The organism is Nocardia sp. NPDC004123 (assembly GCF_053603795.1).
The window spans coordinates 195,575-221,240 of the sequence record NZ_JBSGGG010000004.1 but is presented as its reverse complement, the minus strand read 5'-3'; the positions used below and the strand labels follow the sequence as shown (position 1 = coordinate 221,240).

Here is a 25,666-nt window from a genome sequence, read left to right as displayed (position 1 = left end):
GTCTGCCGTATGAGCAGCAACACGACCCGTACCGTGGTGGTCACCGGCGCGTCCTCCGGCATCGGCAAGGCCACCGCCGCTGCCTTCGCGGCCCGCGGCCACAAGGTGATCGGCACCAGCCGCAACCCCGACTCCATCGCCGCCGCCGACCGCGTGGCCGGAGTCGAGTACCGCGCACTGGACATCACCGACCTCGACTCGATCGACCGCTTCACCACCGAACTCGGCGCGATCGACATACTGATCAACAATGCCGGAGAGAGCCAGGCCGGACCGCTCGCCGAACTGCCCCGGGAAGCGATCGAAAGGCTGTTCCAGCTCAACGTGTTCGGTGCGGTATCGCTGACACAGGCGGTGCTGCCCGGAATGCGCGAGCGAGGCTACGGGCGCGTTGTCATGGTCGGATCCATGCTGGGGAGCTTCCCCATGCCCTACCGCTCCTCCTACGTTGCGACCAAGGCGGCACTGCGCGGATTCGCGACCGCCGCCCGTTTCGAAGAGTCGCCGTACGGCGTCTGGATCACCACCGTGGAACCCGGCCAGATCGACACCGGCCTGAGCGAGCGACGGATGAAGTACATCGCTGAAGACTCTCCGCACGCCGCGGAGTTCACCAAGTTCATGGCCACGCTCGACAGCCAGATGAGCAAAGGGATCCCGCCCGAGAAAGTCGCGGAAACCATTGTGGCAGCAGCCGACTCGGACCGGCCGAAGCCACTGTATGCGGTAGGAAGCAATGCCCCGCTGATGTTCGCAATTCGCCGCATCCTGCCCCGCACTGCGATGGAGCGGCTGATCGCGACCGCCCAAGGACTCAAACGATAAGAACCAAAGCCAAAGAAGCCAGGAACTAAAGAGAGAAAAGATCAAAGGACAAAAGATGCCTGGAGGGGAGAGGGGGCCGAGCTTGCGAGGCCGAACTCCCGTTCCAGCCCCCACCATTTTGAAACTTTACGTCGGTGCGTCTGTAGAAGGTGATCCTTGCAGTCCCGGGCCGGGATCGGCGGCCAGCGGCTCCCAGCTTGGCGTGAGCCCCGGTCCGGTGGGGGCAGCCATTCCATGGCGAGTTGTCAAGCGGTGGTGGTGTTTTCGAGGTGGTGTGACCAGGCGGTTGTCTCGTCGTAGTGACTGCGGGTCTCGTGCAGTGTGCCGACGAGCCGGTTGGCCAGTTGATGTAGTGCGGCGTGGTGGCCGAGGCCGCGGGCGGTGCAGGCAGCCTGGAGGGCCTCACCTTCGGTGAGGCTCGACCGGGGGTCAGGGGCGTGACCACCATCGCACTGGTGGGCGGGTGCGGTCGCGGATCTGGGCCAGCTTGGCGGCCATCAACTCCCCCGCGTGGTGGCGGTCGTTGACCTGCGGGGTGCGGGTCGGGTCGATATGTAGTGGCGCGATCCACCCTGTCCGCCCGGCGTGTTCGGAATCCGGGGGCATGACAACGGTTTTCCAGCCGCCGGGCCCGTCGTGGATCATCGCGTGACAGGCATCGCACGCCAGGGTCAGGTTCTCGATGTCGGTGGCGCCGGCGTGGGTCCATTCGGTGATGTGGTGCACGGCGGTCATGGTGGCCGGAGCATTGCAGCCGGGACGGGTGCAGCCGCGTTCGGTGGCGATCAACGCCAACCGCTGCGCCGAGTTCGCCAGCCGCTCACTACGTCCCAGGTGCAACGGCATGCCCGCGTGGTCGAAGATCGCGAGGAACGGCTTGGACCGCTGCGCCAACCGCAACGCCTCCTCCAAGGGCACCGTGCCGCCGGAGGCGGTGGTGGCGACCCCGGCGGCGGCTTCGACCTCGGCCAGGCTCATGGTGATGATCGTGGAGACCGGCAGGCCACGGTGCTTGCCCAGGTTGGTCGGGCCCATTTCCGGGCGCAGGAACGCCACCAGCGCATCGTGGTTGCGTTGCGCGGGGGTGCGGGTGTCACGCTTGGCGACCGCTTCCAACGCCTCCGTGTCGAGTCCCTCGGTGCTCCAGGGGCTTTCGGGGTCGGCGGGGTTGCACATGCCGGGCCGGGCCAGGTCGGCGAAGATCGGATCCAACAGCGCCCGCGCGGTGGGGGTGAGGTCGGCGGTCATCGTGGACATGCCGTCCACACCCTGCTTGGACAGGGTGATGCCGCGGCGGCGTTGCCGGTCGAGGTCTTTGGTGAGGGCGCCGTCGGGGTCGAGGTAGCCCAGGATGCGGTCCCCGACTTTGGGCAGGTCGTCGACGGTGGATTGGGTTGCGAAGTGCGCCAGCTGGAACTCGGCGCGGTCGCGCAGGTCGGCGTCGACACTCTCGGGGATCCGGTCCATGATCTTGCCGATCATGCGTGCCGAATCCACCGACACCAAACCGATTTCCTGCATGGCAGCGGTCCAGGTCAGCCACGGCTCCAACACCCGACCCGCTTCCTGACGCACACCCAGCAACTGCGCGGCGTTGCATCGCGCGCGGGCTTCGGCGTGTCCCAGCCGCAAGGTTTGAGCGAGAAATGTCGAAGTCTGCCTCACGCCCGCCTTTTCGGGCAGGTTCCGGTTCTCGACCTCACGAATCAGTTTGTGTTCGAACGCGGCCATGCGACGGCGGTGGCTTTCCCATTCCCGCATCACGTCCAGCAGGTCGTCGTCACTGATCGGTCCCAGCGGATCCTGAATCAGCACATCGAGCGCGTCACCCACCATACCGACCGCGTCCACCGCGGTGATGTCGTCGATGATCTGCCCGCCCCAATCCATACCCCCATTCTACCGCCCGAAGATCATTCAAGGAATCCGAATTATCCAGTATCGCACCATACTTCACTATTTCCAACCCCGAGACCGGTCGGTCAAATTCAGGTCGCGGCCGATTATCTCGCGCATAATCTCGGAGGTGCCGCCATACACGCGAGTAATACGCGCATCAGCCGCCGCCCGCGCAATCGGATACTCGCGCATGTACCCATACCCACCGAACAACTGCTGACACCGATCGATACACCGGAATTCCATCTCCGAAGCCCACAGTTTGGCCTTGGCCGCATCGGCCGGCGTGAGCCGACCGGCGTTCAGCTCCAGAACGCATTTGTCGATGAACGCCTCGGCGACCGAGACCTCGGTGGCAACATCGGCGAGGGTGAACTTGGTGTTCTGAAACCCCCCGATCGGCTGCCCGAAAGCCTCACGGCCGCCGACATATTCGATGGTCGTGCGCAGCGCCACCCGCGCCCGCGCCAGACAGGCCACCGAGATCTGCATGCGCTCCTGGGCCAGGTTGCGCATCAGGTATTCGAAGCCGCGTCCCACCTCGCCCAGCACATTCTCTCTGGGCACGCGAACGTCGGTGAAGCTCAACTCGGCCGTGTCCTGCGAGTGCAGGCCGAGTTTGTCGAGGTTACGCCCCCGTTCGAAGCCCGCCATCCCGCGTTCCAGCACCATCAGGGTCACGCCCTGGTGCCGCTCGGCGGAGGTCCGCACCGCCGTGATCACCAGATCGGCATTGATCCCATTGGTAATGAACGTCTTCGTGCCGTTCACCAGGAAGTGATCGCCCATATCCACTGCGGCCGTCCGGATTCCGGCGACATCCGACCCGGCGCCCGGCTCGGTCATGCCGATGGCGGCGATCAGCGTCCCCGCCACGAATCCCGGCAGCCACCGCTGCCGCTGCTCCTCGGTGGTCAGTTCCACCAGATACGGCGTGCAGATGTCATTGTGCAGCGCAAAATTCAGCCCTACTCCCGCGCCGTCACCCTCCATGAATTCCTCGATGAGGATCTGATTGAAGCGGAAGTCCGCCACCCCCAGCCCGCCGTAGGTCTGCGGTACCGCGAATCCGAGCAGTCCCAGCTCGCCCGCCCGCGCGAAGACCGAGCGCGGCACGATCCCCGCCTCTTCCCACTCCAGATAGTGCGGCGCGACCTCCTTGCGCACGAAACCCCGTGCCAGTTCGGCGAATGCGCGATGGTCGTCCCCATAGTGCCCACGTTCCATGAACCCCATCGTCGACGACGATTCGCACGCCGGATGAGAGAATCCCGGCCACACTGAGTGGCCGGGATTCGTTCGCCGCTAGCCGTCGACGGTGAGGACCGTCCCCGCGGCGACCGTCAGGTTGCCCTCACGGACCGCGAAGCCGAGCCCAGGCTCCAGCGGGATCGCGCGGTCGAGCGTGACCGCCACCTCGACGGTCTCACCCGGCATCGCGCGGCCCTCCGGCACCGCCACCTGACCGGAGACGTCACCGGTGCGGACGAAGAACTGCGGCCGGTATCCGGTGACGATCGGCGTGCGCCGACCACCCTGCGACGCCGTCAGCAGCCGCACCCGCGCGGTGAACCCGGTGTGCACCGCGATGCTGCCGACCGCCGCGACCACCTGGCCGCGCGCCACCTGACCGCGTTGCACGCCGCGCAGCAGCAGCGCCACATTGTCGCCCGCCTCGGCCGATTCCATGATCCGGCCGAAGGTTTCGAGGCTGGTGACCACCGACTCGATCGTGCCGCCGAAGCCGAGCACCGCGACGCGGTCGCCCGCCTGGACGCGTCCGCGCTCCACCGCACCGGTCACGACGGTCCCGCGACCGGTGATGGTGAGCACGTTCTCCACCGGCATGAGGAACGGCGCGTCGAGGTAGCGCACCGGCATCGGCACGTAGTCGTCGACAGCGTCGAGCAGGCGCAGCAGCTGCACCGACCAGTGCTCGTCACCCTGCAGCGCCCGCAGCCCCGACACCGGCACCACGGGAGCGCCGTCGCCGTCGTATCCGTTGGCGGACAACAGCTCTCGCACCTCGAGCTCGATCAGCTCCAGCAGCTCGCCGTCGGCGATGTCGGCCTTGTTGAGCGCGACCACGATGTGCTCGACACCCACCTGCCGGGCCAGCAGCACGTGCTCGGCGGTCTGCGGCATGACGCCGTCGTCCGCCGACACCACCAGGATGGCCCCGTCCAGCTGGGCCGCGCCGGTGATCATGTTCTTCACGAAGTCGGCGTGCCCCGGCATGTCCACGTGCGCGTAATGCCGTGTGGCCGTCTCGTATTCGACGTGCGCGATATTGATGGTGATGCCGCGCTCGATCTCCTCCGGCGCCCGGTCGATGCGGTCGAACGGGACGAAGGCGGTGCCGCCGCGCTCGGCCAGCACCTTGGTGATGGCGGCGGTCAGTGTGGTCTTGCCGTGGTCGACATGCCCCATGGTGCCGATGTTGAGGTGCGGCTTGGTGCGGACATAGGCCTGCTTGGCCATGATCGGTTCTCCAACCGGGAGTCAAGGTTTCGAGGGGACCTCAGCAGCGAGCCGACCTTCCCCGTCTGAGGTCCCGGGACGTCCCGGAGAAGGTCAGCGTCGTGCGCCGTCGAATGCGAAGACCACCAGGGCAGCAGCCATCGCGCCCGCGACTGCGGGGAATGCGGCGATGGACTGTGCGAACATGCCGACGATCGTGCCGGGCGGATCGGCTCGGGCGCAATCGATTTTCCCGATCACCATCCGGCACACCGTCACTCAGAGATCCGACGCCCCGGTGAGCCGAGTGGGCTCGGTACGGCCGGGCCGGCTGGTCGCGGCGAGTTCCGCCACGACCAGCAGCCAGACGACGATCGCCACCACGAGCAGCACACGGCCGAGGGTCCACGCCCAGGACAGCGACAGTGCGGCGCCGGTCGAGAGCGCCGCGACCGAGGTCATACCGAGCGGGAACACCGTTGCCCACCGCCGTACGTTGTATCCGGGGCGGAAGCGAATCACCTCGGCCCCGACCAGAATCGCGTAGCAGCCGAGGCTCACGACGAGCAGCGCCAGCGTCACTGCCCCGAGCACCGTATGCGGGATTCCCGTCCACTGCTGCCAGGCGGTGAGTTTGGACGCGGCCAGGGCCGAGATCGCGAGGGCACCGGTCATGACCCACTGGTCCCCCGCGCCCTGCCAGATCTCCGCGATGTCGAAATGCGCGAATGCCACCGGATACAACAGCAATCCGAGCACGAAACACACCAGTGCCGCGGCGGCGAGCCAGTCGCCGGCACCGTCCTGCGCCAGGGTGGCCGCCAGCACCGACAGACCCTCGGTCGACACGCAGACCAGGAACACCGCGCCCGGCATCCGCCGGTTCCAGTGCCGGATCACCATGACCAGCAGCATCGGCCACACCACCGTCGCGACCACGAGCAGGGCGATGGCCACCACCTGCCAGCCGAGCAGGCACAGCCGGGTCCCCAGTACGGTCGTCGCGGCCACCGCGGTCAGGGCGGCCGGGGTGTCGGCCTCGGACACCCAGCGGTCGTGATCCCACAGCTGCCGGGAGACGAAATCGGCGGCCAGCACCAGCCAGATGATGCCCGCGAGCGCCAGCAGCAGCCGTGAGACCGTCTCGTATCCGGTGAGATGCGTTCCGACGGAAAGGATTCCGGTCGCCATGACGAAAGCCCCCATGGCCGGGGGCAGTTCGCGCCACCAGCGCACGGAGTCGGCGTCGTGCCCGGTGAGCGCGGTGAACGCCCCGGCCGTCAGGATCGCCAGCGCCGAAACCACCAGCGCCACATCGAGTCCGTGCCGGAAGGCCACGGTCGCCGTCTGCAGGACCTCGTGGACGTGCGGTGCGTACTTGATGGCCGTGGCCAGGTCGAGGCCCGGTGGGATGCGGCCGCGTTCGACCGCGTCGATGGCGATGGGTTGCAGGTCGGCGGGCAGGCCGAGCTCGGTGAGGCGGATCCGCAGATCGGCGGTGAGGAAACCGTTGACCAGCGAGCCGAGGACCGCGACGCCCACGGCCGCCCCGACCTGCCGCATGGTGTTGGTGGCCGCGGCCGCCATGCCCGAATGCTCGGCGGGTACACCGGTCAGCACCGCCGCGGTGAGCGGCACCACGGCGACGCCGAACCCGAGACCGGCGACGGCCAGGGTGGCGGCCAGCGGCGCGAACTCCACCGTGCCGTCCAGCGCGTGCCGGGTCAGCAGAATGCCCGCCGCACCCACGACACAGCCGGCGAACATCGGCGTGCGGGCGTCGGTACGGGCGACCCAGAATCCGGCGGCCACCGCTCCGAGCATGATCGCCACGGCCATCGGCGCGAACACCGCCGCGGTCCGCCCGGCCGAGTAGTGAATCATCACCTGCAGATACAGCGCGGTGAAGAAGAAGATCGAGAAGACCCCGAAGTAGACCGCGAAGGCGACGAACAGTGCGCTGCGCACCGGTGGGAGCCGCAGATAGCGAAAGTCGAAGACGGGGTTGCGAACCCGGTTCTCGACGGCGACGAACGCGAGGAACGCGAGCCCGCCCAGCACGAACAGCGCGACCACCGGGCGTGCGCCGTATCCGCGGTGCTCGCCACTGATCGCGGCATAGATCACCGCACCGAGGAAGATCGCGCCGAGCAGCGAGCCGAGCCAATCCAGCTGCCCCGGTTGCGGATCCGCGCTCTCGGGCACATAGCGCAGCGCGGCGGCCAGCACCACCACGCCGAGGATCAGATTGAACCAGAAGATCGATCGCCAGCCGTACGCCCCGACCAGTACGCCGCCGAGCACCGGCCCGGCGGCCAGGGCGAGACCGGACACCGCCGCCCACACCCCGAGCGCCTTGGCGCGGGCGCGGGGATCGGGGAAGACCTGCCGCAGCACCGACAGGGTGCCCGGCTCGGACGCGGCCGCGCCCAGTCCCATCACCGCGCGACCGGCGATGAGCATCGGCACGCTCGCCGCCAGCGCCGAAATCACCGATCCCGCACAGAAGATCGCCAACCCGGCGACCATGACCCGCTTGCGTCCCCACCGGTCGCCGAGGGATCCGGCCGCCAGCATGAGGCTCGCGAAGACCAGGGTGTACGCATTGACCACCCACTGCAGCAGCACGACATCGGTGCTGAGCTCCGACCGGATGTCGGCCAGCGCGACGGAGACCACGGTGGTGTCGAGGAAGGTCACGAACAGGACCGCGGTGACGGTGGCCAGCGCGATTCCGGGCCGCGCCGCGCCGCGCGACGTGTCACCGATTGCCACGTCCACAGGTTACGTGGCAGGCAGGACCGGCTGTCCGGTTTCGATCGGCGTGGCGGCCGGCCGGGCCGGCGCTAGCTCGACAGCACCGCGAGCATGCCCGGCTTCAGCACGTCGTTCAGGTCCGGCCACGGGACGGTGACGTCGACGACGCCGGCCGCCTCGGGCCCGATCTGCCCCTGTGGGAAGTACACGTGCAGTCCGACCTGGGTGGCGGTCCAGACCTGGAAGGTGGGGGCGGCGGCTGTGACGTCGTCGAACCGGACGACATCGGCGACCCGGGTGCGGGTCAGCTGCGTCTTCGTCTGCGCCGCCAGCACATTCAACCCCTGCTGCTCGTTGGTGAACAGGCTCGCGAGCGTGATCTCCTGCGCGGTATCGATATTCGTGACATGCGAGAACAGCCGGTCCTCCGGGTGCGCGCCGTGGAAGTCGACGCGCAGGTACAGCACCCCGCTGAGCACGTGCGTCCCGATGCGCTCGACCGTGCTCGACTTGTTCGGGTCGGTGATCACCGCGGGATCCTGGTGCTGGTCGACGTAGGTCCACAGCCCCTGCACCATGGCATCGTCGAATTCCCGTCCGGCGGGCCAGTTCACGCCCGTGCCCTCGACCCGTACCTGCGGCACGTCGATGTCGAAGCCGACACTGCCCTTGCCGCTGCTGGTCAGGTGCTCGGTGGTGGCGACGAAGCGACCGTGCCCGCGTTGCTGGTCGGCGGCGGGTTCCACGGTCGAGGCCGGCGTGCCGACGCCGCCCGGACCGGTGGACGCGTGCTGCGCCTGGCAGGCGGCCAGCCCCAGGGCCAGGGCGCACATGGCGATGACGGCGGCGGACTTCAGCCCCATGGGGTGCCTCCAGACGATCGGGGGCGGCCGTCTCGGTGCGGCGCCCGCGATCAGGGTCGGACTCGCCGCTTGGAAGCGGCCAATGACGCACCAATGGCCGCTGCGGCGCGCAGGATGGGTGACGGTCCGGACCACGGACCCATTCCCCGAGGGAAGGCGTGAATCGGTGCAGGATAGTCGGCGAATCGTCGCTGTCTCGACCCCTCTAGACTCCCGGACGGGGAGGTCGGTTTGCTGAGATTTGCCGTACTGGGCGAGGTCCGCGCATGGCGTGGGGACACGCCCTTGGATCTGGGTCCGCCACAGCGGCGCGCTGTGCTGGCGGCACTGCTCCTGCGCGAGGGCAAGGCGGTCACCGCCGCCGAGCTCGTCGAGGGGATCTGGGGCGAGGACCCGGTCCTGCGCGCCGTGCCCGCGCTGCGTACCCACGTGGCCAAACTGCGGCGCGAACTGGAACCCGACCGCGTCAACCGCGGACCCTCCACCCTGCTGATCTCCATCGGCGACGGCTACGCCCTGCGACTCCCGCCCGGGCGCACCGATATTCACGACGTCGAGGACGAGGTCGCCGCGGCCGAGCGGCTGCGCTACGAGGATCCGGGCAACGCCCGCGACACCCTGGAGTCGGCGCTGGCCCGCTGGCAGGGCGCCGCGCTGGGCGGACTGCCGGGGCCCTACGCCGAGCGGCAGCGGGCCCGGCTCGAACAGTGGCGGCTCTCCATCCTCGAGGACCGCCTCGCCCTCGATATCGAAACCGGCCGCAGCGCCGAGGCGGTCGCCGAACTCGGGCCGCTCATCGAGGAGCATCCGTTGCGGGAACGCTTCCGCGCACTGCTCATGACCGGGCTGTACCACTCCGGCCGCCAGGCCGAGGCACTCGAGGAATACGGGCGCGCCCGCCGCGCCCTGGTCGACGGCGTCGGCGTGGAGCCCGGACCGGAACTCAGCGACGTGCACGCGCGGATCCTGCGCGCCGAGCTGCCGCCCGTGCCGCGGGCCGCCCGCGCGGTGGTCACCCCGGCCCAATTGCCGCCCGACATCGCCGATTTCACCGGCCGGTCCCGGGTCGCGGAGGAGATCGCGGCCCAGCTCACCGGCGACAGACCGGCGGTGGCCATCTCGGCGGTCGGCGGCATGGGCGGAGTCGGCAAGACCACCCTCGCCCTGCACATCGCCCATCAGGTGCGCGACCGGTTCCCCGACGGGCAGCTGTATGTGAACCTGCGCGGCGTCGACCCCGAACCGATCCCGCCCGGGGACGCGCTGGGCGGATTCCTGCGCGGCCTCGGGGTGGCCGAGGGCGATATCCCGCCCGCCGTGGACGATCGCGCCGCACACCTGCGAACACTGTTGAGCGACAAGCGGATTCTGGTGGTGCTCGACAATGCCCGCGACAGCGCCCAGGTGGCGCAGCTGCTGCCCGGTACGCCGGGTACCGCGGTGCTGATCACCAGCCGCTCCGCGCTCACCGAACTGCCCGCGGTGCGGCGTACCCGCCTCGACGTGCTGGAGCGCAAGGAGGCCATGACGCTGCTGACCCGCATCCTGGGCGCCGAACGCGTTGCGGCCGAACGGGATGCGGCCTACGCGGTGATCGAGCAGTGCGCCTGCCTGCCGCTGGCGGTGCGCATCGTCGGCGCGCGGCTGGCGGTACGGCCGCAGTGGACCATCGCCTCGCTGGCCGAGCGGCTGGCCGACGAGAGCCAGCGCCTCGAGGTACTGCAGACCGGCGACCTGACCCTGGAGGCGGCTTTCCGCCTCGGCTACGGGCAGCTGAACACCGAGCAGGCCAGGACGTTTCGCATGCTGGCCCGCGCCGATGTGCCGGACTTCCCGGTCGACGGGGCCGCGGCACTGCTGGGCGTGCCGGTGGCGCGGGCCGAGCTGGTGTGCGAATCGCTGGTCGATCTGAGCCTGCTGGAGACGCCCGCGCCCGGCCGCTACCGCTTCCACGACCTGCTGCGGCTGTTCGCGGCCCGGCTGGCCGGGACCGCCGCGAACCGCGATCTCGGCGAACGGGAATCGGAGATCGTGGTCCGGCTGCTGGACTACTACCTGGCCAGCACCAAGAACCTGCTCGGCGCACTCGATTACAGCAACACCACGCTGCTGCTGGTGCCCACCACCGTGCCGGGCCACACCTTCGCCGGCGGGGCGGAAGGCCAGTCCTGGAACGATGTCGAACGGCCGGTGATCATCGCACTGCACCGCCAGGCGGCCCGGCTCGGCGGGCGGGCGGTGGCGCTGGCGGCCGATCTGGCCTGGGTGATGTCGGAGCTCATGGACACCGGCAGCCGCGCCCGCGAGCTCGCCGACGGCCTGAAGGCCCTGCTGGACACCGCGATCCGCGACGGCGACCATGCCAGCGCGCGACGGCTACGGGTGGCGCTGGGCGCCATGATGCAGATCGGGCTGGGCGAGGTGGAGGCGAGTCTGGAGTTCCTGCAACCCATTTCGCAGCCCGCCGACGATGCCGAACGGCGCTTGCAGGTGCTGGCCGAGATCCTGCTCGGGGTGGCGGATCGGCGCACCGGCAATACCAAGGACTCGCATCGGCACTACGCCAATGCCATCGCCTGGACCCGCGCACTCGACGATCGGTCGCTGGAGGCGTGGATCCTGGCCCTGGCCACCCGCACACTGTGCGAATCCGGCCAGTACGCGGAGGCGGTCGCGGTGGCCGAGCGGGCCATCGCGCTGGCCCAGGAGTCGTCGAACGCGGTCGCACTGGGCTGGGCCACCCACGAATTGGCCGCCACCCGTTCGATGCTCGGCGAGCACGCGCTCGCGCTGGCACTGGCCGAGGACGCGGTGCGCATGACCCATCGCAATGGCGTGCGCCTGTGGGAGGGCTGGGCGCGCACCCGGCTGGCCCAGATCCACCTGCGCGCCGGGAACGACGCCGCCGCGGAAAGCGAGGCCACCCAGGCCCTGCGACTGCTGAGCAAGGCGGCCGATCCCCTCGACCGGGCGCGGGCGCTGTCCCTGCGCGCGACCGCCCGCACGGCGCGCGGCGATCACGAGGCCGCCGCCCGCGAGCACGCCGACGCGGCCGAGATCTTCCGCCGCGCCGGGCTGCCCGCACCGACACTGGCGACGCTGTTCGCACCGGGACCGGCCACCGGATAGAGAATGTTTATTCGCTTTTTATCGGCCCGTGGGAGCGTGCAGGCACGCGGGTTCCCCGGGTCTGCAACACCCGGGGTACTCGCGCGCGATGAGGTCATGCCCGCGTGCGCACGAGGGGTGCGCATCCGGCTCATGCAGATCGGATAGCCGCCGCCGGCACCGGCCGGCGGCGCCTCCGGCCCCTTCCCCGAAGCTCTCAGGACAGATCCGCGTCCAGGCGCGCACCCAGTGTGCGCAGGTGCGCGGTGGCGCCACCCGCCTCGAACTCGGCGCGTTTGGCCGCGGTGAAGTAGCGCTGCATCGGATAGTCCAGGTAGATCCCGGTGCCGGCGTGGATGTGGATGGCGGCGTGGGCGACGCGGTGACCGGCCTCGGCCGCCCAGAATTTCGCCACGTCGACCTCGGATTCCGCTGGGAGCCCATGGGATTCGCGCCACGCGGCCTGCCAGAGCGTCAGGCGAACGGCTTCGACATCGATATAGGCGTCGGCCAGGCGCTGGCGCACCGCCTGGAACGAGCCGATGGGTTTGTCGAATTGCTTTCTGGTGCGGGCATATTCGCAGGTCATTTCCAGAGCGCGTTCGAGGATGCCGAGTTGCAGCGCACAGGCGGCCACCGCCGCGCGACGCCGGGCCCAGGCGGCGGCCTCGGGCGCGGCGATCACATCCCGATCCGGGACCTGCGCATCACGCAGTTCCAGCACCGCCGCGTCCGTTCCGTTCACCACGTGCTGCCCGGTCACGGTGACGCCGTCGGCGCCCCGATCCAGCAGGAGCAGCATCGAATTCGCGCCGCAACGGGCTTCGACGAGGAATCCGTCCGCGAAGGCCGCGTCCGCGACGACCGACTGCGAACCACGGATGCGCCAGCCGTTCCCGCCGCGCTCGGCCTCGAACGCGACGAAGTCACGCGCGAGCGCCGGCGCCAAGGTGGTCTCGCCGCGCAGCAGCGGCCGCACCCAGCGCTGCACCTGCGCGTCGTCACCGAACTCGGCCAGTGTCGCCGCGACCACTGCGATACTCGTGGAATACGGTGCGGGAGCGACGGTCCGGCCGATCTCGGTCAGTACGCCACACTGTTCCAGCAGCCCGTAGCCGCCGCCGTTCGCACGCTCGGGCAGCCCCGCGTCCAGCAGGCCCGCGCCCGCCATGGCCCGCCACAGGTCCGGATCGAACCCGGTATCGCCGGGCCGGGGATGGCGGCCGGCCCAGTCGGCGAGCAGCTCACGAGCCAATTCCGACAGTTCCCGCTGCGCGTCGGTGTATTCGAAATCCATAGTGCTACTCCTCTTCTCAGCGGGTGACGGGCAGGCCGAGGGCGTTCTTGGCGATGATGTCGCGCTGCACCTCGTTGACGCCGCCGCCGAAGGTCAGGATGAGCGCGGACCGGTGGCAGCGTTCGATGCGCCCGCGCAGCAGCGCGCCCGGGGAATCGGCGCGGATCACCGCCTCGGCGCCGAGCACCTCCATGAGCAGCCGATATCCCTCGATGGCGAACTCGGTCCCGAAAACCTTGGTAGCGGAGGCATCCGCCGGGCCGAGCGCACCGCGGTCGGCCGCCCACGCGGTCCGCCAGTTGCGCAGCTTCAGATACTCGGCGTGCGCGTGCACGCGGGCCAGGTGCAGCCGCACCCATTCGGCGTCCATGACGCGGGAACCGTCGGGGAGGACGGTGGCGCGCGCCCACTGGGTCACCTGCCGCAACGATTCCTGCAGCGGCGCGGCGGAGGCCAACGCCACGCGTTCGTGATTGAGCTGATTGGTGATCAGCGCCCACCCCTGGTTCTCCCCGCTCACCAGATTGGCGGCGGGCACCCGGACCTCGGAATAGTAGGTGGCACTGGTGCCGACCCCGGCCATAGTGTGCACCTTGGTCCACGAAAACCCCTGGGCCGCCGTGGGAACGATGAAGATCGACAGCCCAGCGTGCTTGCCGGCGCTCGGGTCGGTGCGCGCGGCCAGCCACACGTAGTCGGCGTACTCGATGAGGCTGGTCCACATCTTCTCGCCGGTGATGACGTACTCGTCCCCGTCGCGCACGGCGCGGGTGCGCAGCGAAGCCACATCCGTCCCGGCACCCGGCTCGGAATAGCCGATGGAGAAGTGCACATCGCCGCGCGCGATCCTCGGCAGGAAGAACGCCCGCTGCTCCGCGGTGCCGTAGCGCATGATGGTCGGCCCGACCGTGTTCACGGTGAGATAGGGCACCGGCACGCCCGCGGCGGCGGCCTCGTCCAGGAAGATCAGCTGATCGAGCATCGGACGGCCCTGTCCGCCATGCTCTTCCGGCCAGCCCAGGGCGAGCCAGCCGTCGGCGCCCAGCCGGCGCACCACGTCCTTGTAGACGGTCCCGTCGCCGTGCTCGCCGCCCGAACCCGGGCGCAGCGCCGCCCGCGCCTCGGGGGTGACGAGGTCGGCGAAATACTCGCGCAGCCGTTTACGTAGCCGGTTCTGTTCATCGCTGAAACTGATGTGCATAGGCTGAAGGTAGGAAGCCGCGAGGCCGGATCCGCCCGGCTGGCAGGAAGCTGCCAGATCCACCGGGCGCGACCGGTGCCGGTGTCACGATCGGGGAAGTGATGCAGCGACAGCAGACCGGCGCCCTGGCCACCGGCATCGTCCGGTTCAGCCAGGAGGGGCACTGGGATCAGGACGTCCACCACCTGCTCCGCCATGCCCGGCGGGAGGCGGTGGTGGCGGTCTCCAATCCCACCCACTCCAGTGATCACCTGAGGCTCGGGCAGGTGGTCGTGGACGACCTGCTGGCCGCGGGCAAGCAGGTGCGGCTGCTCTACTCCCCGGACTATCTGGAACTGCGCGACCGCCGGCCCCTGCTGCGGCATTCCTCGCAGGGCGCACAGATCCGGGTCACCGACAACGACTTTCACAATGTGCTGATCATCGACCGCACGGTGGCGGTGCTGTGGAGCGGCGCGGGAGCCGACCACCCCTACGCCTACCTGGTCCGCGAACCCGCCCTGCTGCGCGCGCTGCATCAGTTCGCCCTGCTGAGCTGGCAGTCCGGCCACGGCCTGGCCGGGCACCTCGACACCGTGAGAGTCGAGATCACCCCCACCGCCCGCGCCGTGCTCAATACCCTCAACCTCGGACTGATCGACGAAGCCGCCGCCCGCCGGCTGGGCATGTCGCTGCGCAGCTACCGCCGCCACATCGCCGACCTCATGATCCGGCTCGAGGTGCGCAGCCGCTTCCAGATCGGGGTCCGCGCAGCGCAACTCGGCCTCCTCGACGACACCCCGCACCCTGTCGCATCCCCCTGACGCTCCCGGTACCCCTGCCGATAGCACCGGAGGGCGGCGAGCCTCTCGCGGTGGTTGCGGGCCCGCGCCGAGTACCTGGCCGGGGCGGCGAAGAGTGTTGCCGGACAGCGGTTTCGGCGTCGATATTGGCTGAATGAACGTGGTGGCCGCGCTCCGGCTCAACATGACCAATGTCAACGACCCGGCGGCCGGGCATCGCGAGCGGTACCGGGCCGCGCTGGAGATGGCGGAGTACGCCGATCGGATCGGGTTCACGGTCGTCAATTGCGAAGAGCACCACGGGTCGGGGACCGGGTGGCTGCCCGCGCCGCTGCTGCTGGCCGCCGCGGTGGCGGCGCGGACCGAGCGGATGCGGATCAGCATCGGCGCGCTGCTGGTGCCGCTGTACGAGCCGGTGCGGCTGGCCGAGGACCTGGCGGTGCTGGACAATCTGTGCGCCGGTCGGCTGACCGTGGTCGCCGGAATCGGTTACCGGCCCGAGGAATACGCCGCGCTGGGCCGGGATTTCACGCGCCGGGGCAAGCTCATGGACGAGGCCCTGGAGATCATGATCGCGGCCTGGCGGGACGAACCCATCCAGATCCATGGGCAACCTTTCGACGTCACGCCCAAGCCCTGCAGCACGCCGCATCCGCAACTGCTCATCGCCGGGATGAGCGCGGCGGCCGCGCGCCGGGCGGCGCGGTTCGGGCTGCCGTTGTCGCTGCCGATGGCCATGCCGGAGGTGGAGGAGCTCTACTACCGGGAGCTGGCGCGTTGCGGCACAACTGGTTTCGTTCACAAGCCCGAACCCGGGAGCAGACTCACCCTGCTGCACACCGATCCGGATGCGGCCTGGCACAGCTACGGCCCGCACATTCTGACCGAGATCCGCGAGTACGCGTCGTGGCGACGGGACGGAGTGCCGCGCCCGCACGAGACGGTGCCGGATTCGGTGGATGCGCTACGGGCGCACGGCTACCTGGAGATCCTCACCCCCGGCGAGCTGCGGGACCAGATCGCGGGCGGCCGTACCGAAATCCTGATCAACCCCCTGATCGGCGGGCTGCCGATCGAGGAGGGCTGGGCCGCCCTGCGCCTGCTCGGCGACGAGGTGCTCTCGCGCATCGAGCTCGCTCCCGCCGTCGGCTAGCCCACCGCCATCGCCCGATCACCCTGGCCCACACCATTTTTCGCTTCCGAAGTACCCGATCGCTAGGACAAGCATGACCGATCTGCGCCCCGGCCGGCTCACGGCCGCCGCCAAGAAATTCCTGACCTGGGACCCGAACCCGGCCGTCTTCGGTGTCACCATTCCCTGCCCGGTGCCGGTGGCGATGGGGCTGGAAGAAGCTCAGCGACTGGTCAATACCCTGATCGACACGCACGAGGCCCTGCGCAGTCGCTACAGCTACGGCGAGGGCGCGGCCTGCGAGATCGAACCCGAATCCGGTGGCGTCATCGACCCGGCCCGCGTCGACGTGCGGACCATCGATATCGAGAGCCTCGACCCCGGCGCGCTCATGGAGCTGATCGACGCGGAATCCGCCCGGGCCAACCTGCGGCTGGATCCGCCCGCCGGGAAGGTCGTCACCGCGGTACTGCTCACCCGCTCCTACGACGTGAACATTCTGCTGTTCACCGCCCACCACGTCGCCATCGACGGCGTCGCCATGTGGGTGCTGTGGGACGACATCGCCACCTACGTCCGGCAATGGGAAGCGGGAGAGGCGATCTCGCTGCCGCCCGAGACCACCACCGGCTCGGAGTGGGCGGAGTTCCTCGACGGCCACGCACCCACCCGGGTGGGTGAACGGGACTACTGGCTGGCGGCCTCCGACAGCGAACCCAATCAGCAGATCCGTTCGGCCACACCGAAATCGGCGCACTTCGACGGCGTCATCGACGGCGCGCTGGCCCAGCGGCTGCTGGTGGAGCTGCCCGCCGCCTACGACGCCAGCTACACCCGGATCCTGCTCGTGGCACTGGGACTGGCGATCGAGGACGCCACCGGCGTGGCCCGGCCCATCCAGGTGCAGAAACACGGCCGCTACAGCCGCCTGCGGCCGGGCACCGACCTGTCGCGCACGGTCGCCTGGATCTCCGACGACTACCCCTGGCTGCTGCGGCCGGTATCGGGCAGCCTCGAGACGCGCCTGCGCGACGCCATCGCCACCTATCCGCCGCACCCGGAGGACTTCACCCTGCTGTGCTGGCATCACCCCGAAAGCTGGCCGCACTTCCTGACCTTCAACTTCCCCAAGTTCTACTTCAACTTCCTCGGCGATGTGGGCGTGTGGATTCCGGACGCCCAGTCGCGCGAACAGTCCCGGCTGACCATGTTCGATCTGAGCATGTTCCTCGGCACCAGCAAGCCCGAAGGCGTTGAGCAGGTGCACTATTCGGTGCACTCGCCCGACGGCGGGCTGGGCGCCGAGCGGATGCGGGCCATCGTTACCCGGTGGCTGTCGATCCTCGAGACCGTGGAGGTGCGATGAGCAGGATCATCCTGGTCGGCATCGGCAGCCGCGGTGACATCGCCCCGCTGACGGGACTGGGCGTGGGCCTGCGCGACGCCGGGCACGAGGTCGTGGTGGCCTCGCACTGGATGTTCGCCGAGCAGATCACCGGGTGCGGGCTCGAATTCCGGCAGATGCCGCTCGATATCGACATCGACATGACCGACACCGATATCAATCGGCTGGCGGCAGGCTGGAAGTTCTCCTCCCCCAGCGGCGTTCGCAGCATGGGGCTCGGCATGATCGAGACGCTGCTCGACGAACCCGCCGACGCGCTGCTGCTGCCGCCGCCCACCGAGTACGCGGGCCTGCCGCTGGCCGAGGCCAAGGGCATCCCCGCGATCGGCCTGCGTTTCCAGCCGCTGTCCGCGACCGCCGCCCACGCCCCGGCGGCCCTGGGCGCCTACGACTTCGGCGCCCGCGGCAACCGGCTGGCCGGCGACTTCGGGGCCTGGTTCAACGACCGCTTCTACGCCGGCACCATCGCCGGGTTCCGCCGCGCACTCGGACTGCCGTCGATCTCGGCCTTCGACCTGCGCCGCGGCCGGACCGCGGCCGAATGGCCCATCCTGAACGGCTTTTCGCCCAGCGTCGTGCCGCGCCCGGGCGATTGGCGGCCCGGCCTGGAGGTCACCGGGTACTGGTGGCCGCCGCGCCCCGACGACTGGCAGCCGCCCGCCGACCTGGTCGAATTCCTCGACGCCGGACCGGCTCCGGTCTTCCTCGGCTTCGGCAGCATGGTCGACAGCGCCGCGGGCAGCGCCCGGATGTCGACGATCATCGGCGCCGCGCTGCCGCGGGCGGGCGTGCGCGCCATCGTGCAGACCGGCTGGCTGCAACTCGATGTCGCCGGCGACGATGTGCTGACCATCGGTGAGGTGCCGCACGATTGGCTGTTCCCGCACATGTCGGCGCTGGTCCACCACTGCGGCGCCGGAACCACGGCCGCGGGCCTGCGCGCGGGCGTGCCGGCCATCGGCGCGCCGGTATACGCCGACCAGCCGTTCTGGGCGCAACGCCTGATCGATGTCGGCGTCAGCCCGGCCACCATCCCCTACTCGAAGCTGTCCGAGGACCGGCTCACCGCCGCGCTGAAGCAGGCCATCACCGATACCGCCCTGCGCGACAATGCCACTCGGCTCGCCGCCCGGATCGCCGCCGAGGACGGCGTCGGCCTCGCCGTGAAGGCCATCGAGGCCCACCTGGCCGCACACGCGAAGGGCTGATCCACCACCCACCCGTGCCCGAGGGCGGTCCGCCCCGCCCGGGCCCGCCCACGCCGGATTCCACGCCCCGACTGTGGTTAGATAGCGCGCAGTTTCGCCTGGTGTTTGCTATGCATCGATCCTATTAGCGCTGATCAGCGGTGGAGGCGGGCCATTTGAGCGTGCTGCGCGGGCACAAGACACTGATGTCGAACCTGGCGCTGATCCTGCTACTCGCAGTCGGGGCGGCGTATCTGGCGATCCATGTGGCGCGGGTGCGCGCACCGGGCAGCACCTACACCGTCACCGTTCAACTGGATCGCTCCGGCGGTTTGCAGGCGGGTAACGACGTCACCTGGCGCGGGTACCGGGTGGGATCGGTCAAGGCGATCGAGATCAGCAACGGCGGCGCCATGGTGTCGGCGGTCGCGGAAATCGACAAGCGGTACCGGATTCCGGCCGATACGCAGATCGCGGTCTCGGCGCTGTCGGCGGCGGGCGAGCAGTACATCGACTTCCGGCCCAACACCGACAATCCGCCCTACCTGCACGATGGGCAGGTGGTGCGGTTCAACCCCGGCAAGATCACCACGCCGACGCCCGTCTCCCAGACGCTGACGAACACCAGCGAGCTCATCGCGCAGATCGATCCCGACAAGCTCGCGGTGATCCTCGATAATCTGGACACCGCGCTCAGCGGCGGGCCCGATCAGCTGCGCGGCCTCATCGACGGATTGAGCATCGCCACCACGGGTTTGGACAACCGGCTGCCGCAGACGGTCAGCCTCATCGAGAATCTGCGCGTCATCGCGGGCACCACCTCGCACGCGCAGCCCGATCTCGGCACGCTGACCCGCAATGCGTCGGTCGTGGTCGACCAGGCCCGCGCCGCTGACGCCGAATTACGGCAACTCCTCGACCGCGCACCCGGACAGCTGGGCATCGCCGATGCGGTACTGGACCGGAACATGGATCCGATCCACAGCCTGGCCACCACCATGTCCGCCATCGTGCGGGCCGCGCTGCTGCGGCTGCCCGCGCTGCGCGCCCTGTTCCCGGCGCTGGTGGTCGGCTCCTCCGCCATGGGCGTGCCCGCCCACGACGGCGAGTTCTACACCATCGTGGACGCCTGGCTGCGGCCGTGGTGCAACTATCCGACCCGGACCGTGCCCCCGTCCATCGCCACGGTGCCCGTCTTCAGCAGCTGGAACTACTGCGACAATCCGCCCGACGACCAGCAGATTCGCGGATCCGCCAACGCGCCGCGCCCGGATGTCGCCAACAATGGCGCGCACCGGCCGACCGGAGTCGACCCGAATCAGCGCACGCTGCCACCCGTTCGGTGAATTCGGGCGTGTCGGCGCGCCTGTCGCGGTTTATCCCGCGAATCTCGATTTCCACCAGTCAGAATGATCACCGGTACCCAGTGGTCCCATGCTTGTGCCAACGAACAATGTCCCTTTGCCCTGAGAGCGGCATCGAACAGGGCGGCGGGCCAAGGTTAGGAGAGGGTCGAAACTCGATGATGAGCAGAAGTTCCCTCGGCTTGGCGGCGCGATCGGCGGTCATCGCCGGTGTGGCGGTCGCAGGATTCGCGGCGACGCCCGCGCAAGCCGAACCATTGTGGCCCGGTGGTCCGGACGTTCCCGGTGTTCCGGCGATCGTCCCCGGCATCGCACCCAGCGATGTCAACGCGCCGTGCCAGACGGCGGGTACTCGCGCCTGCCTCAAGCTCGGCAGCAACGAAGCGTGGCTGATGGACAACGGCAAGGTCATCTTCGGCCCCACGCCCATCTCGCACGGCATGCCCGGATTCGAGACGCCGCCGGGCGTGTTCCACGTGTCGTTCAAGAAGCCGTTCCACTGGAGCACCATGCACAACGCTCCGATGGAATATGCGGTGTTCTTCAACGGGGACATCGCCTTCCACATCGGACCGGTGGACAAGAAGTCGCACGGCTGCATCCGCATGACGCCGGACGGGGCGCGCGAGTTCTTCAACTACCTGAACCCGGGTGACACCGTCGAGGTCGTGCCGTAACGACGACGGGAATGCGTGGGCGAGCCCCCTCCGGCACCTGTCCGGAGGGGGCTCGCTCATGTCCGGAACGCGCCGGACATTCGGGCGGCTACGCCGGGCAGTTGTGGTACGAGGTCACCAGCCAGCGGCCGTCGCGCTGGATCAGGGCCCAGGTGGCCACGATCCAGCCGTCGGCCGGCGGCTCGGTCTCCCCGGCGGGCACCACCGCGCTGCGGCTGACCACGATGGCGGTGCCGGGGGCCGGGAAGCGGACCGACTGCGGTTCGTCGACGGTGTGCGAATCCCGCAGCGGGCCCGCGAAACCCGCGGCCATGGAGGTCCTGACCGCCTCGCGGCCCACGTTCACCACGCCCCGCACGACGGTGGTGGCGTCGGGGTCGTAGTCGGCGACGAAGGCGTCGGCGTCATTGGCGGCCCAGGCGCGGTAGAGGTTGGTCAGGACGTCGAGGACGGCCTCGCGGTCGGTCTGTACGGCGGTATCGGTCATGGTTTCCTCCTCGGATCGCGGCCGCGGTGAGCGGCTCACGAGTACCTACCGGCGGGCCGTGCCCGATTCATCGCCGCGGGTGTACAAAGTTCGGCAGGGCCCGGATTCGAGGAGCAGGGCCCGGATTCGAGGAGCAAGAGCATGGCGAACGTGGACTTCGAGGCGGACACCGGCCGCTACCGACGGGAATTGCTCGCGCATTGCTATCGCATGCTCGGATCGGTGCAGGACGCCGAGGATCTGGTGCAGGAGACCTACCTGCGGGCCTGGCGGGCACGCGACAGCTACGACGAGAAGCGGGCCGGGATGCGGACCTGGCTGTACCGGATCGCGACCAATGCCTGTCTGACCGCGCTCGAACAGCGCGGCCGTCGGCCCATGCCTTCCGGACTCGGCCACGAACCCGGTGACGATCCGCGCGAGGCACTGGTGCACGGCGGGGAAATCCCTTGGCTGCAACCGATTCCGGACGCGCTGCTCGGCGATCCGTCGGAAGCCGCGGTGGCCCAGGGCAGTCTGCGGCTGGCACTGGTCGCGGCCATGCAGCAACTGCCCGCCCGGCAGCGGGCGGTGCTGGTGCTGCGCGAGGTGCTCGACTGGCCGGCCGCCGAGGTGGCGCGGGCGCTGGACATGACCCCGGCAGCGGTGAACAGCGCGCTGCAGCGGGCCCGGAAGACGCTGAGCCAGAGCGGTATTCGCGAGGACGAGGTGTCCGAGAGCGCCGAGCAGCGGGCCGTCGTCGACAGCTATGTCGCCGCGTTCCGCAATGCCGATCTGGCGGCGCTGGAGAAGCTGCTGTCCGACGACGTGATCATGGAAATGCCGCCCATGCTCAATTGGTACGTCGGGCGCGCGGACTACATCGGGTTCATGGCGCGTGTCTTCGACATCAACGGCAGCGATTGGCGCCTGGTGCCGATCGGGGCCAATGGCCAGCCGGCACTGGCGGCCTACGTCCGCGACGGCGACGGGTACGCCCTGCACACCCTGCAGGTCTTCACGATTCGTGACGGCCTGGTCACCAACCTGATCGCCTACCAGGTCGAGGAGATCTTCCGGCTCTTCGACCTGCCGGCCCGATTGCCCTGAGTCTCAGACGTTGTCACCGGAGGACGCCAGCAGGCCGTGGTCGTGCGCGAAGGCCGCGGCCTCGGTCCGGCTGGCCACGCCGAGCTTGGTGAGAATCCTGGAGACGTGTACACCGGCGGTGTTGGCGCTGATGAACAGCTCGGCCGCCAGGCCGCGATTGCTCATGCCCTTGGCGACCAGCCGCAGCACCTCCAGCTCGCGCGGAGTCAGGCCGTGCCGGCCGGACACGGTGCCGCCGTGCGGTTTCGGCGCTTCCGTCGTTCGCCCGGCGGTGAGGCGGGCCCGGTCGGCCAGCCGTGCGGCCGCCTCCTGCAACGGCAGTGCACCCAGCCGGGCCGCGATCTCGGCGGCCTCCCGCACGGCCGGGTCCGCGGCTGCTCGATTCCCTTCGGCCGCATACGATTCCGCCGCGTCCAGCAGCGCGGCGGCGATCTCGTGCGGCCGCTCGACGGCGCGCCAGGCGGCGACCGCCTCCGACCAGCGCGCCGCCGAACCGGCCAGCCGCGCGGTGAAGACGGCGCGATAGGCGGCATCGACCGGCGACACCGCGGGCAGTGTGTCGCCCAGCGCGAGCAGTTCCGCGGGCGCTCCGGCGGTTCGGGCGGCCAGCGCCACCAGCGGCCACGCGTCGTGCGGATGCGCGAACAGGGTTGCGGTACCGTCCCCTTGGGCGAGCACGCCGGCCAGTACCGCCGCCGCCCCGGTCTCGTCGCCCGCCGCCGAGTCCACGGCGCAGGTCAATGCGACGAGTTCGAGCCGATACTGCGCGGCCCACCGGCTGTCACCCAGCAACCGCCCGGCCTCGGCCGCCGCTTCCCGCGCCGCGCCGATGTTCCCTTCGGCCAGGGAGATTCGCGCGAGACACAGGGTCAGCGCCGCCCGGCTGAGCGGCGGCAACTGGTCGAACTGCGTCTCGTCGACCACGGCCCGGGCCTCGTCCCAGCGGCCGAGCGCGGCGAGCGCCTGCGCCCATTTGACGAACAGGATCGGTGCGGACTCGGAGAACCGGAACGACTCGTGCGCGGCCCGCAGTCCCTGCCGGACAGCGGCGATGGCGGCGTCGTACCGCCCGGCCGCGACCAGCACCGCCGATTCCCAGGTGGCGACATCCACCACGATCCGCGCGTCCCCGGCCGCGGCGGCCGCGCGATGAGCTTCGGCGAAATGATCCAGCGCCCAGTCGGTTTCGTTCGCGGCCGCCGATTCCGGCCCGGATGAACCATCCCCCGCCACCTCCGCCGCGGCGGCCCCCGCCAGCCCGAGATGGGCGTGCGCCCGCGCCACGAGGGCGTCCGCCTCCAGTCGCTGGGCGATAACCAGCGCCGCACGGGCGTCCGACGCCGACCCGGCGGCGTCGCCTCGGAAGATCCGCGCGGAGGCCGATTGCACCAGCGCCTCCGCCCGCTCGGCACCGGCACCCGCCACCGACAACAGCTGCAGTGCCCGCACCAGATCCGTTCCCGGTCCGGCTCCGGTGGTCCCCCGCAGGTAAGCCCGCCGCCGATACATCCGCGCCACCCGCTCGACCTCGCACCGGTCGGCGTCCGCCTCGGCGGCGCGCTCGCCGTCGTCCCGGCCGGCCGAGCGGCGGCCCGACCTCGGCTCGGTGCTTCCGGTAGCGGACTCGGCCGGGGCGATATCGCCGGTGGGGTCGAGCAGGGCCAGCGCCGCGTCGGCGGCGGCGATGCCGCGCTCGGTCGCGCCGCAGGCCACCGCGACATCGACGATCTGTTCCAGGACAGCCAGTTTCGTGGTGGGCAGGATCCGCTCGGCATCGGGCACCCGATCCCAGAGAACGAGGATCTGTTCGAGGAGCCGGAGGCGTTCCGGGTGGGTGGCGGGGACGGCGGTGGCGGCCGACCAGTAGGCACGCAGGGCCTGCTCCAGATCCCCGGCGGCGCGGGCGTGGCGGGCCAGGTCGGCGCGGGATTCGGCGTCGAGGGCCTCGCCGCGGGCGCGCAGCGCCGCGGCCGCACGGGCGTGCAGGCGGGTGCGCTCACCGGGCAGCAGCCGGTCGTAGATGGCCTGGCGGATGAGGCCGTGCCGGAATTCGTAGCCGGTCTCGGTGGTGTGCAGCAGGTGGCGGTCGACCAATTCCCGTAGGGCGCGGTCCAGTTCGTCCGGGGGTAGGTCGACGATGGCGGCCAGCAGTTCGTGGTGGATCGGGGAGCCGAGGACGGCGGCCGGGGGAACCACGGCGAGAGCGTCTGCGGAGAGGCCGGATTGGAAGCCGAGCAGCAGGTCGGTCAGGTCGGCGGGCAGCTGGTCGGGGCACTGGCCGAGCGCCTCGACGAACAGCGGGTTGCCGCCGCTGCGTTCGAAAACCTTGGTGATGAGCCGGGGTTCGGGCTCGCGCGCGAGCAGGGCGGCGAGCTGGCGGCCCACCTCGTGGCGGGTCAGCGGGTGCAGTTCCAGCACCCGCACGCCCGGATTGCGGCGCAGTTCGGCGACCAGGCCGCGCAGCGGTCCGGCCTCGCCGGGACGGTAGGTGCCGACCAGCAGGGCGTCCGCGTCGGCGAGATTGGCGGCCAGGAAGGTGAGCAGCTCACGGCTGGCGTCATCGGCCCAGTGCAGATCCTCGAGGATGAGCACCACCGGCCGAGTCATGGCCAGTTGCTCCAGCAGCGTGAGGATTTCGCCGAACAGGCGGATGCGGTCGGCCTCCGGGGCGGCGCCGCCGGTGTGAACGGCCAACTGCGGCAGCCAGTTCGCCAGCGCCGGATGCGGCGGCAGCAACGTGGCCACCGCCTCGCCGCCGAGCTGCCGCACCAGCCCGCGCAGCAACGCCAGGAACGGCGCGTAGGCCACGCCCCCTGTCCCCAGCTCCGGGCAGCGACCGAGCAGCACCATCGCCCGAGAGTCCAAACGCTCGGTGAACTCCCCCACCAGCCGGGATTTCCCGATCCCGGCCTCCCCCGCGATCAACACCGTCTGTGTACCTGGATCACCCACCGCCTCGACCAGCGCGGACACCTCTGCCGCCCGCCCAACGAGGACACTGCTACCGGGGAAACTCACCACTCCCCGATCATGCCGTGACTGTCGCAATTCGCCCACTCGACAGGCCATTTCGCACCCCGTTCACAGGTTCGGGCAGCTTATAGTGCACGCGGCGCTAACGCGTGAGCTATCG

General features: G+C 69.8%; 19 protein-coding genes. 9 read left to right on the top strand and 10 right to left on the bottom strand.

Annotated features, from left to right (window positions below):
* Nucleotides 1-9: 9 nt before the first annotated feature.
* A complete protein-coding gene (locus ACWEQQ_RS07195) occupies nt 10-825 on the top strand; it encodes an SDR family oxidoreductase (protein WP_452347576.1) in 816 nt (271 codons plus the stop codon).
* A gap of 429 nt (nt 826-1,254) precedes the next feature.
* On the opposite strand, the gene ACWEQQ_RS07190 is transcribed toward ACWEQQ_RS07195, so the two are convergent.
* From ACWEQQ_RS07190 to ACWEQQ_RS07165, 6 genes are all read right to left on the bottom strand, one after another.
* Nucleotides 1,255-2,715 (bottom strand): DUF222 domain-containing protein, encoded by a 1,461-nt coding sequence (locus ACWEQQ_RS07190; protein ID WP_452347575.1) that lies wholly within the window; start codon nt 2,713-2,715, stop codon nt 1,255-1,257.
* Nucleotides 2,716-2,781: 66 nt separating this feature from the next.
* On the bottom strand, nt 2,782-3,951 hold the full coding sequence (locus ACWEQQ_RS07185) for an acyl-CoA dehydrogenase family protein (RefSeq protein ID WP_452347574.1): 1,170 nt from the start codon (nt 3,949-3,951) through the stop codon (nt 2,782-2,784).
* A 78-nt stretch (nt 3,952-4,029) separates the two neighbouring features.
* Nucleotides 4,030-5,205, bottom strand: a complete 1,176-nt coding sequence (gene tuf / locus ACWEQQ_RS07180) for an elongation factor Tu (protein WP_452347573.1) — start codon at nt 5,203-5,205, stop codon at nt 4,030-4,032.
* A gap of 93 nt (nt 5,206-5,298) precedes the next feature.
* Nucleotides 5,299-5,448 (bottom strand): hypothetical protein, encoded by a 150-nt coding sequence (locus tag ACWEQQ_RS07175; RefSeq protein WP_452338944.1) that lies wholly within the window; start codon nt 5,446-5,448, stop codon nt 5,299-5,301.
* Nucleotides 5,449-5,463: 15 nt separating this feature from the next.
* Nucleotides 5,464-7,959: an MFS transporter gene (locus ACWEQQ_RS07170; protein WP_452347572.1), complete on the bottom strand. Its 2,496-nt coding sequence runs from the start codon at nt 7,957-7,959 to the stop codon at nt 5,464-5,466.
* A 71-nt stretch (nt 7,960-8,030) separates the two neighbouring features.
* Nucleotides 8,031-8,804: an RsiV family protein gene (locus ACWEQQ_RS07165; protein WP_452347571.1), complete on the bottom strand. Its 774-nt coding sequence runs from the start codon at nt 8,802-8,804 to the stop codon at nt 8,031-8,033.
* Between the two features lie 231 nt (nt 8,805-9,035).
* Between ACWEQQ_RS07165 and ACWEQQ_RS07160 the strand changes: the two genes are divergently transcribed.
* Nucleotides 9,036-11,933: a BTAD domain-containing putative transcriptional regulator gene (locus ACWEQQ_RS07160; protein ID WP_452347570.1), complete on the top strand. Its 2,898-nt coding sequence runs from the start codon at nt 9,036-9,038 to the stop codon at nt 11,931-11,933.
* Nucleotides 11,934-12,129: 196 nt separating this feature from the next.
* On the opposite strand, the gene ACWEQQ_RS07155 is transcribed toward ACWEQQ_RS07160, so the two are convergent.
* A complete protein-coding gene (locus ACWEQQ_RS07155) occupies nt 12,130-13,209 on the bottom strand; it encodes an acyl-CoA dehydrogenase family protein (protein ID WP_452347569.1) in 1,080 nt (359 codons plus the stop codon).
* A gap of 16 nt (nt 13,210-13,225) precedes the next feature.
* Complete coding sequence (locus ACWEQQ_RS07150; RefSeq protein ID WP_452347568.1) at nt 13,226-14,410, bottom strand: acyl-CoA dehydrogenase family protein; 1,185 nt, start codon at nt 14,408-14,410, stop codon at nt 13,226-13,228.
* A 98-nt stretch (nt 14,411-14,508) separates the two neighbouring features.
* Here ACWEQQ_RS07150 and ACWEQQ_RS07145 point away from each other — a divergent pair, with 98 nt between their 5' ends.
* The 6 genes from ACWEQQ_RS07145 (at nt 14,509) to ACWEQQ_RS07120 (ending at nt 20,957) form a co-directional block, all read left to right on the top strand.
* Nucleotides 14,509-15,213: a hypothetical protein gene (locus tag ACWEQQ_RS07145; protein WP_452347567.1), complete on the top strand. Its 705-nt coding sequence runs from the start codon at nt 14,509-14,511 to the stop codon at nt 15,211-15,213.
* A gap of 133 nt (nt 15,214-15,346) precedes the next feature.
* Nucleotides 15,347-16,345, top strand: a complete 999-nt coding sequence (locus ACWEQQ_RS07140; RefSeq protein ID WP_452347566.1) for an LLM class flavin-dependent oxidoreductase — start codon at nt 15,347-15,349, stop codon at nt 16,343-16,345.
* 73 nt (nt 16,346-16,418) lie between these two features.
* Entirely contained in the window at nt 16,419-17,690 is a 1,272-nt protein-coding gene (locus tag ACWEQQ_RS07135) for a condensation domain-containing protein (protein WP_452347565.1), read from the top strand.
* Nucleotides 17,687-18,937 carry a glycosyltransferase gene (locus ACWEQQ_RS07130; RefSeq protein WP_452347564.1) on the top strand — a complete coding sequence of 417 codons (1,251 nt, stop codon included), beginning with the start codon at nt 17,687-17,689 and terminating at the stop codon, nt 18,935-18,937. Before ACWEQQ_RS07135 ends, ACWEQQ_RS07130 begins: the two co-directional genes overlap by 4 nt.
* A gap of 161 nt (nt 18,938-19,098) precedes the next feature.
* Nucleotides 19,099-20,262, top strand: a complete 1,164-nt coding sequence (locus ACWEQQ_RS07125; RefSeq protein ID WP_452339035.1) for an MlaD family protein — start codon at nt 19,099-19,101, stop codon at nt 20,260-20,262.
* Nucleotides 20,263-20,441: 179 nt separating this feature from the next.
* Complete coding sequence (locus ACWEQQ_RS07120; protein ID WP_452347563.1) at nt 20,442-20,957, top strand: L,D-transpeptidase; 516 nt, start codon at nt 20,442-20,444, stop codon at nt 20,955-20,957.
* Between the two features lie 88 nt (nt 20,958-21,045).
* On the opposite strand, the gene ACWEQQ_RS07115 is transcribed toward ACWEQQ_RS07120, so the two are convergent.
* On the bottom strand, nt 21,046-21,444 hold the full coding sequence (locus ACWEQQ_RS07115; protein ID WP_379385223.1) for an SgcJ/EcaC family oxidoreductase: 399 nt from the start codon (nt 21,442-21,444) through the stop codon (nt 21,046-21,048).
* 69 nt (nt 21,445-21,513) lie between these two features.
* On the opposite strand from ACWEQQ_RS07115, the gene ACWEQQ_RS07110 reads away from it, so the two are divergent.
* Nucleotides 21,514-22,533 (top strand): sigma-70 family RNA polymerase sigma factor, encoded by a 1,020-nt coding sequence (locus ACWEQQ_RS07110; protein WP_452347693.1) that lies wholly within the window; start codon nt 21,514-21,516, stop codon nt 22,531-22,533.
* A gap of 3 nt (nt 22,534-22,536) precedes the next feature.
* Here ACWEQQ_RS07110 and ACWEQQ_RS07105 read toward each other — a convergent pair whose 3' ends face one another.
* Nucleotides 22,537-25,551, bottom strand: coding sequence for a helix-turn-helix transcriptional regulator (locus ACWEQQ_RS07105; protein WP_452347562.1), 3,015 nt, complete (start codon nt 25,549-25,551; stop codon nt 22,537-22,539).
* Nucleotides 25,552-25,666: the final 115 nt, after the last annotated feature.

What these genes read in the sequence shown, in the direction of transcription:
- ACWEQQ_RS07195 (WP_452347576.1), top strand. Translation starts at nt 10, where the DNA reads ATGAGCAGCAACACGACCCGTACCGTGGTGGTCACCGGCGCGTCCTCC.
- ACWEQQ_RS07190 (WP_452347575.1), bottom strand. Translation starts at nt 2,715, where the DNA reads ATGGATTGGGGCGGGCAGATCATCGACGACATCACCGCGGTGGACGCG.
- ACWEQQ_RS07185 (WP_452347574.1), bottom strand. Translation starts at nt 3,951, where the DNA reads ATGGAACGTGGGCACTATGGGGACGACCATCGCGCATTCGCCGAACTG.
- tuf (WP_452347573.1), bottom strand. Translation starts at nt 5,205, where the DNA reads ATGGCCAAGCAGGCCTATGTCCGCACCAAGCCGCACCTCAACATCGGC.
- ACWEQQ_RS07175 (WP_452338944.1), bottom strand. Translation starts at nt 5,448, where the DNA reads ATGGTGATCGGGAAAATCGATTGCGCCCGAGCCGATCCGCCCGGCACG.
- ACWEQQ_RS07165 (WP_452347571.1), bottom strand. Translation starts at nt 8,804, where the DNA reads ATGGGGCTGAAGTCCGCCGCCGTCATCGCCATGTGCGCCCTGGCCCTG.
- ACWEQQ_RS07155 (WP_452347569.1), bottom strand. Translation starts at nt 13,209, where the DNA reads ATGGATTTCGAATACACCGACGCGCAGCGGGAACTGTCGGAATTGGCT.
- ACWEQQ_RS07150 (WP_452347568.1), bottom strand. Translation starts at nt 14,410, where the DNA reads ATGCACATCAGTTTCAGCGATGAACAGAACCGGCTACGTAAACGGCTG.
- ACWEQQ_RS07140 (WP_452347566.1), top strand. Translation starts at nt 15,347, where the DNA reads ATGAACGTGGTGGCCGCGCTCCGGCTCAACATGACCAATGTCAACGAC.
- ACWEQQ_RS07135 (WP_452347565.1), top strand. Translation starts at nt 16,419, where the DNA reads ATGACCGATCTGCGCCCCGGCCGGCTCACGGCCGCCGCCAAGAAATTC.
- ACWEQQ_RS07130 (WP_452347564.1), top strand. Translation starts at nt 17,687, where the DNA reads ATGAGCAGGATCATCCTGGTCGGCATCGGCAGCCGCGGTGACATCGCC.
- ACWEQQ_RS07120 (WP_452347563.1), top strand. Translation starts at nt 20,442, where the DNA reads ATGAGCAGAAGTTCCCTCGGCTTGGCGGCGCGATCGGCGGTCATCGCC.
- ACWEQQ_RS07115 (WP_379385223.1), bottom strand. Translation starts at nt 21,444, where the DNA reads ATGACCGATACCGCCGTACAGACCGACCGCGAGGCCGTCCTCGACGTC.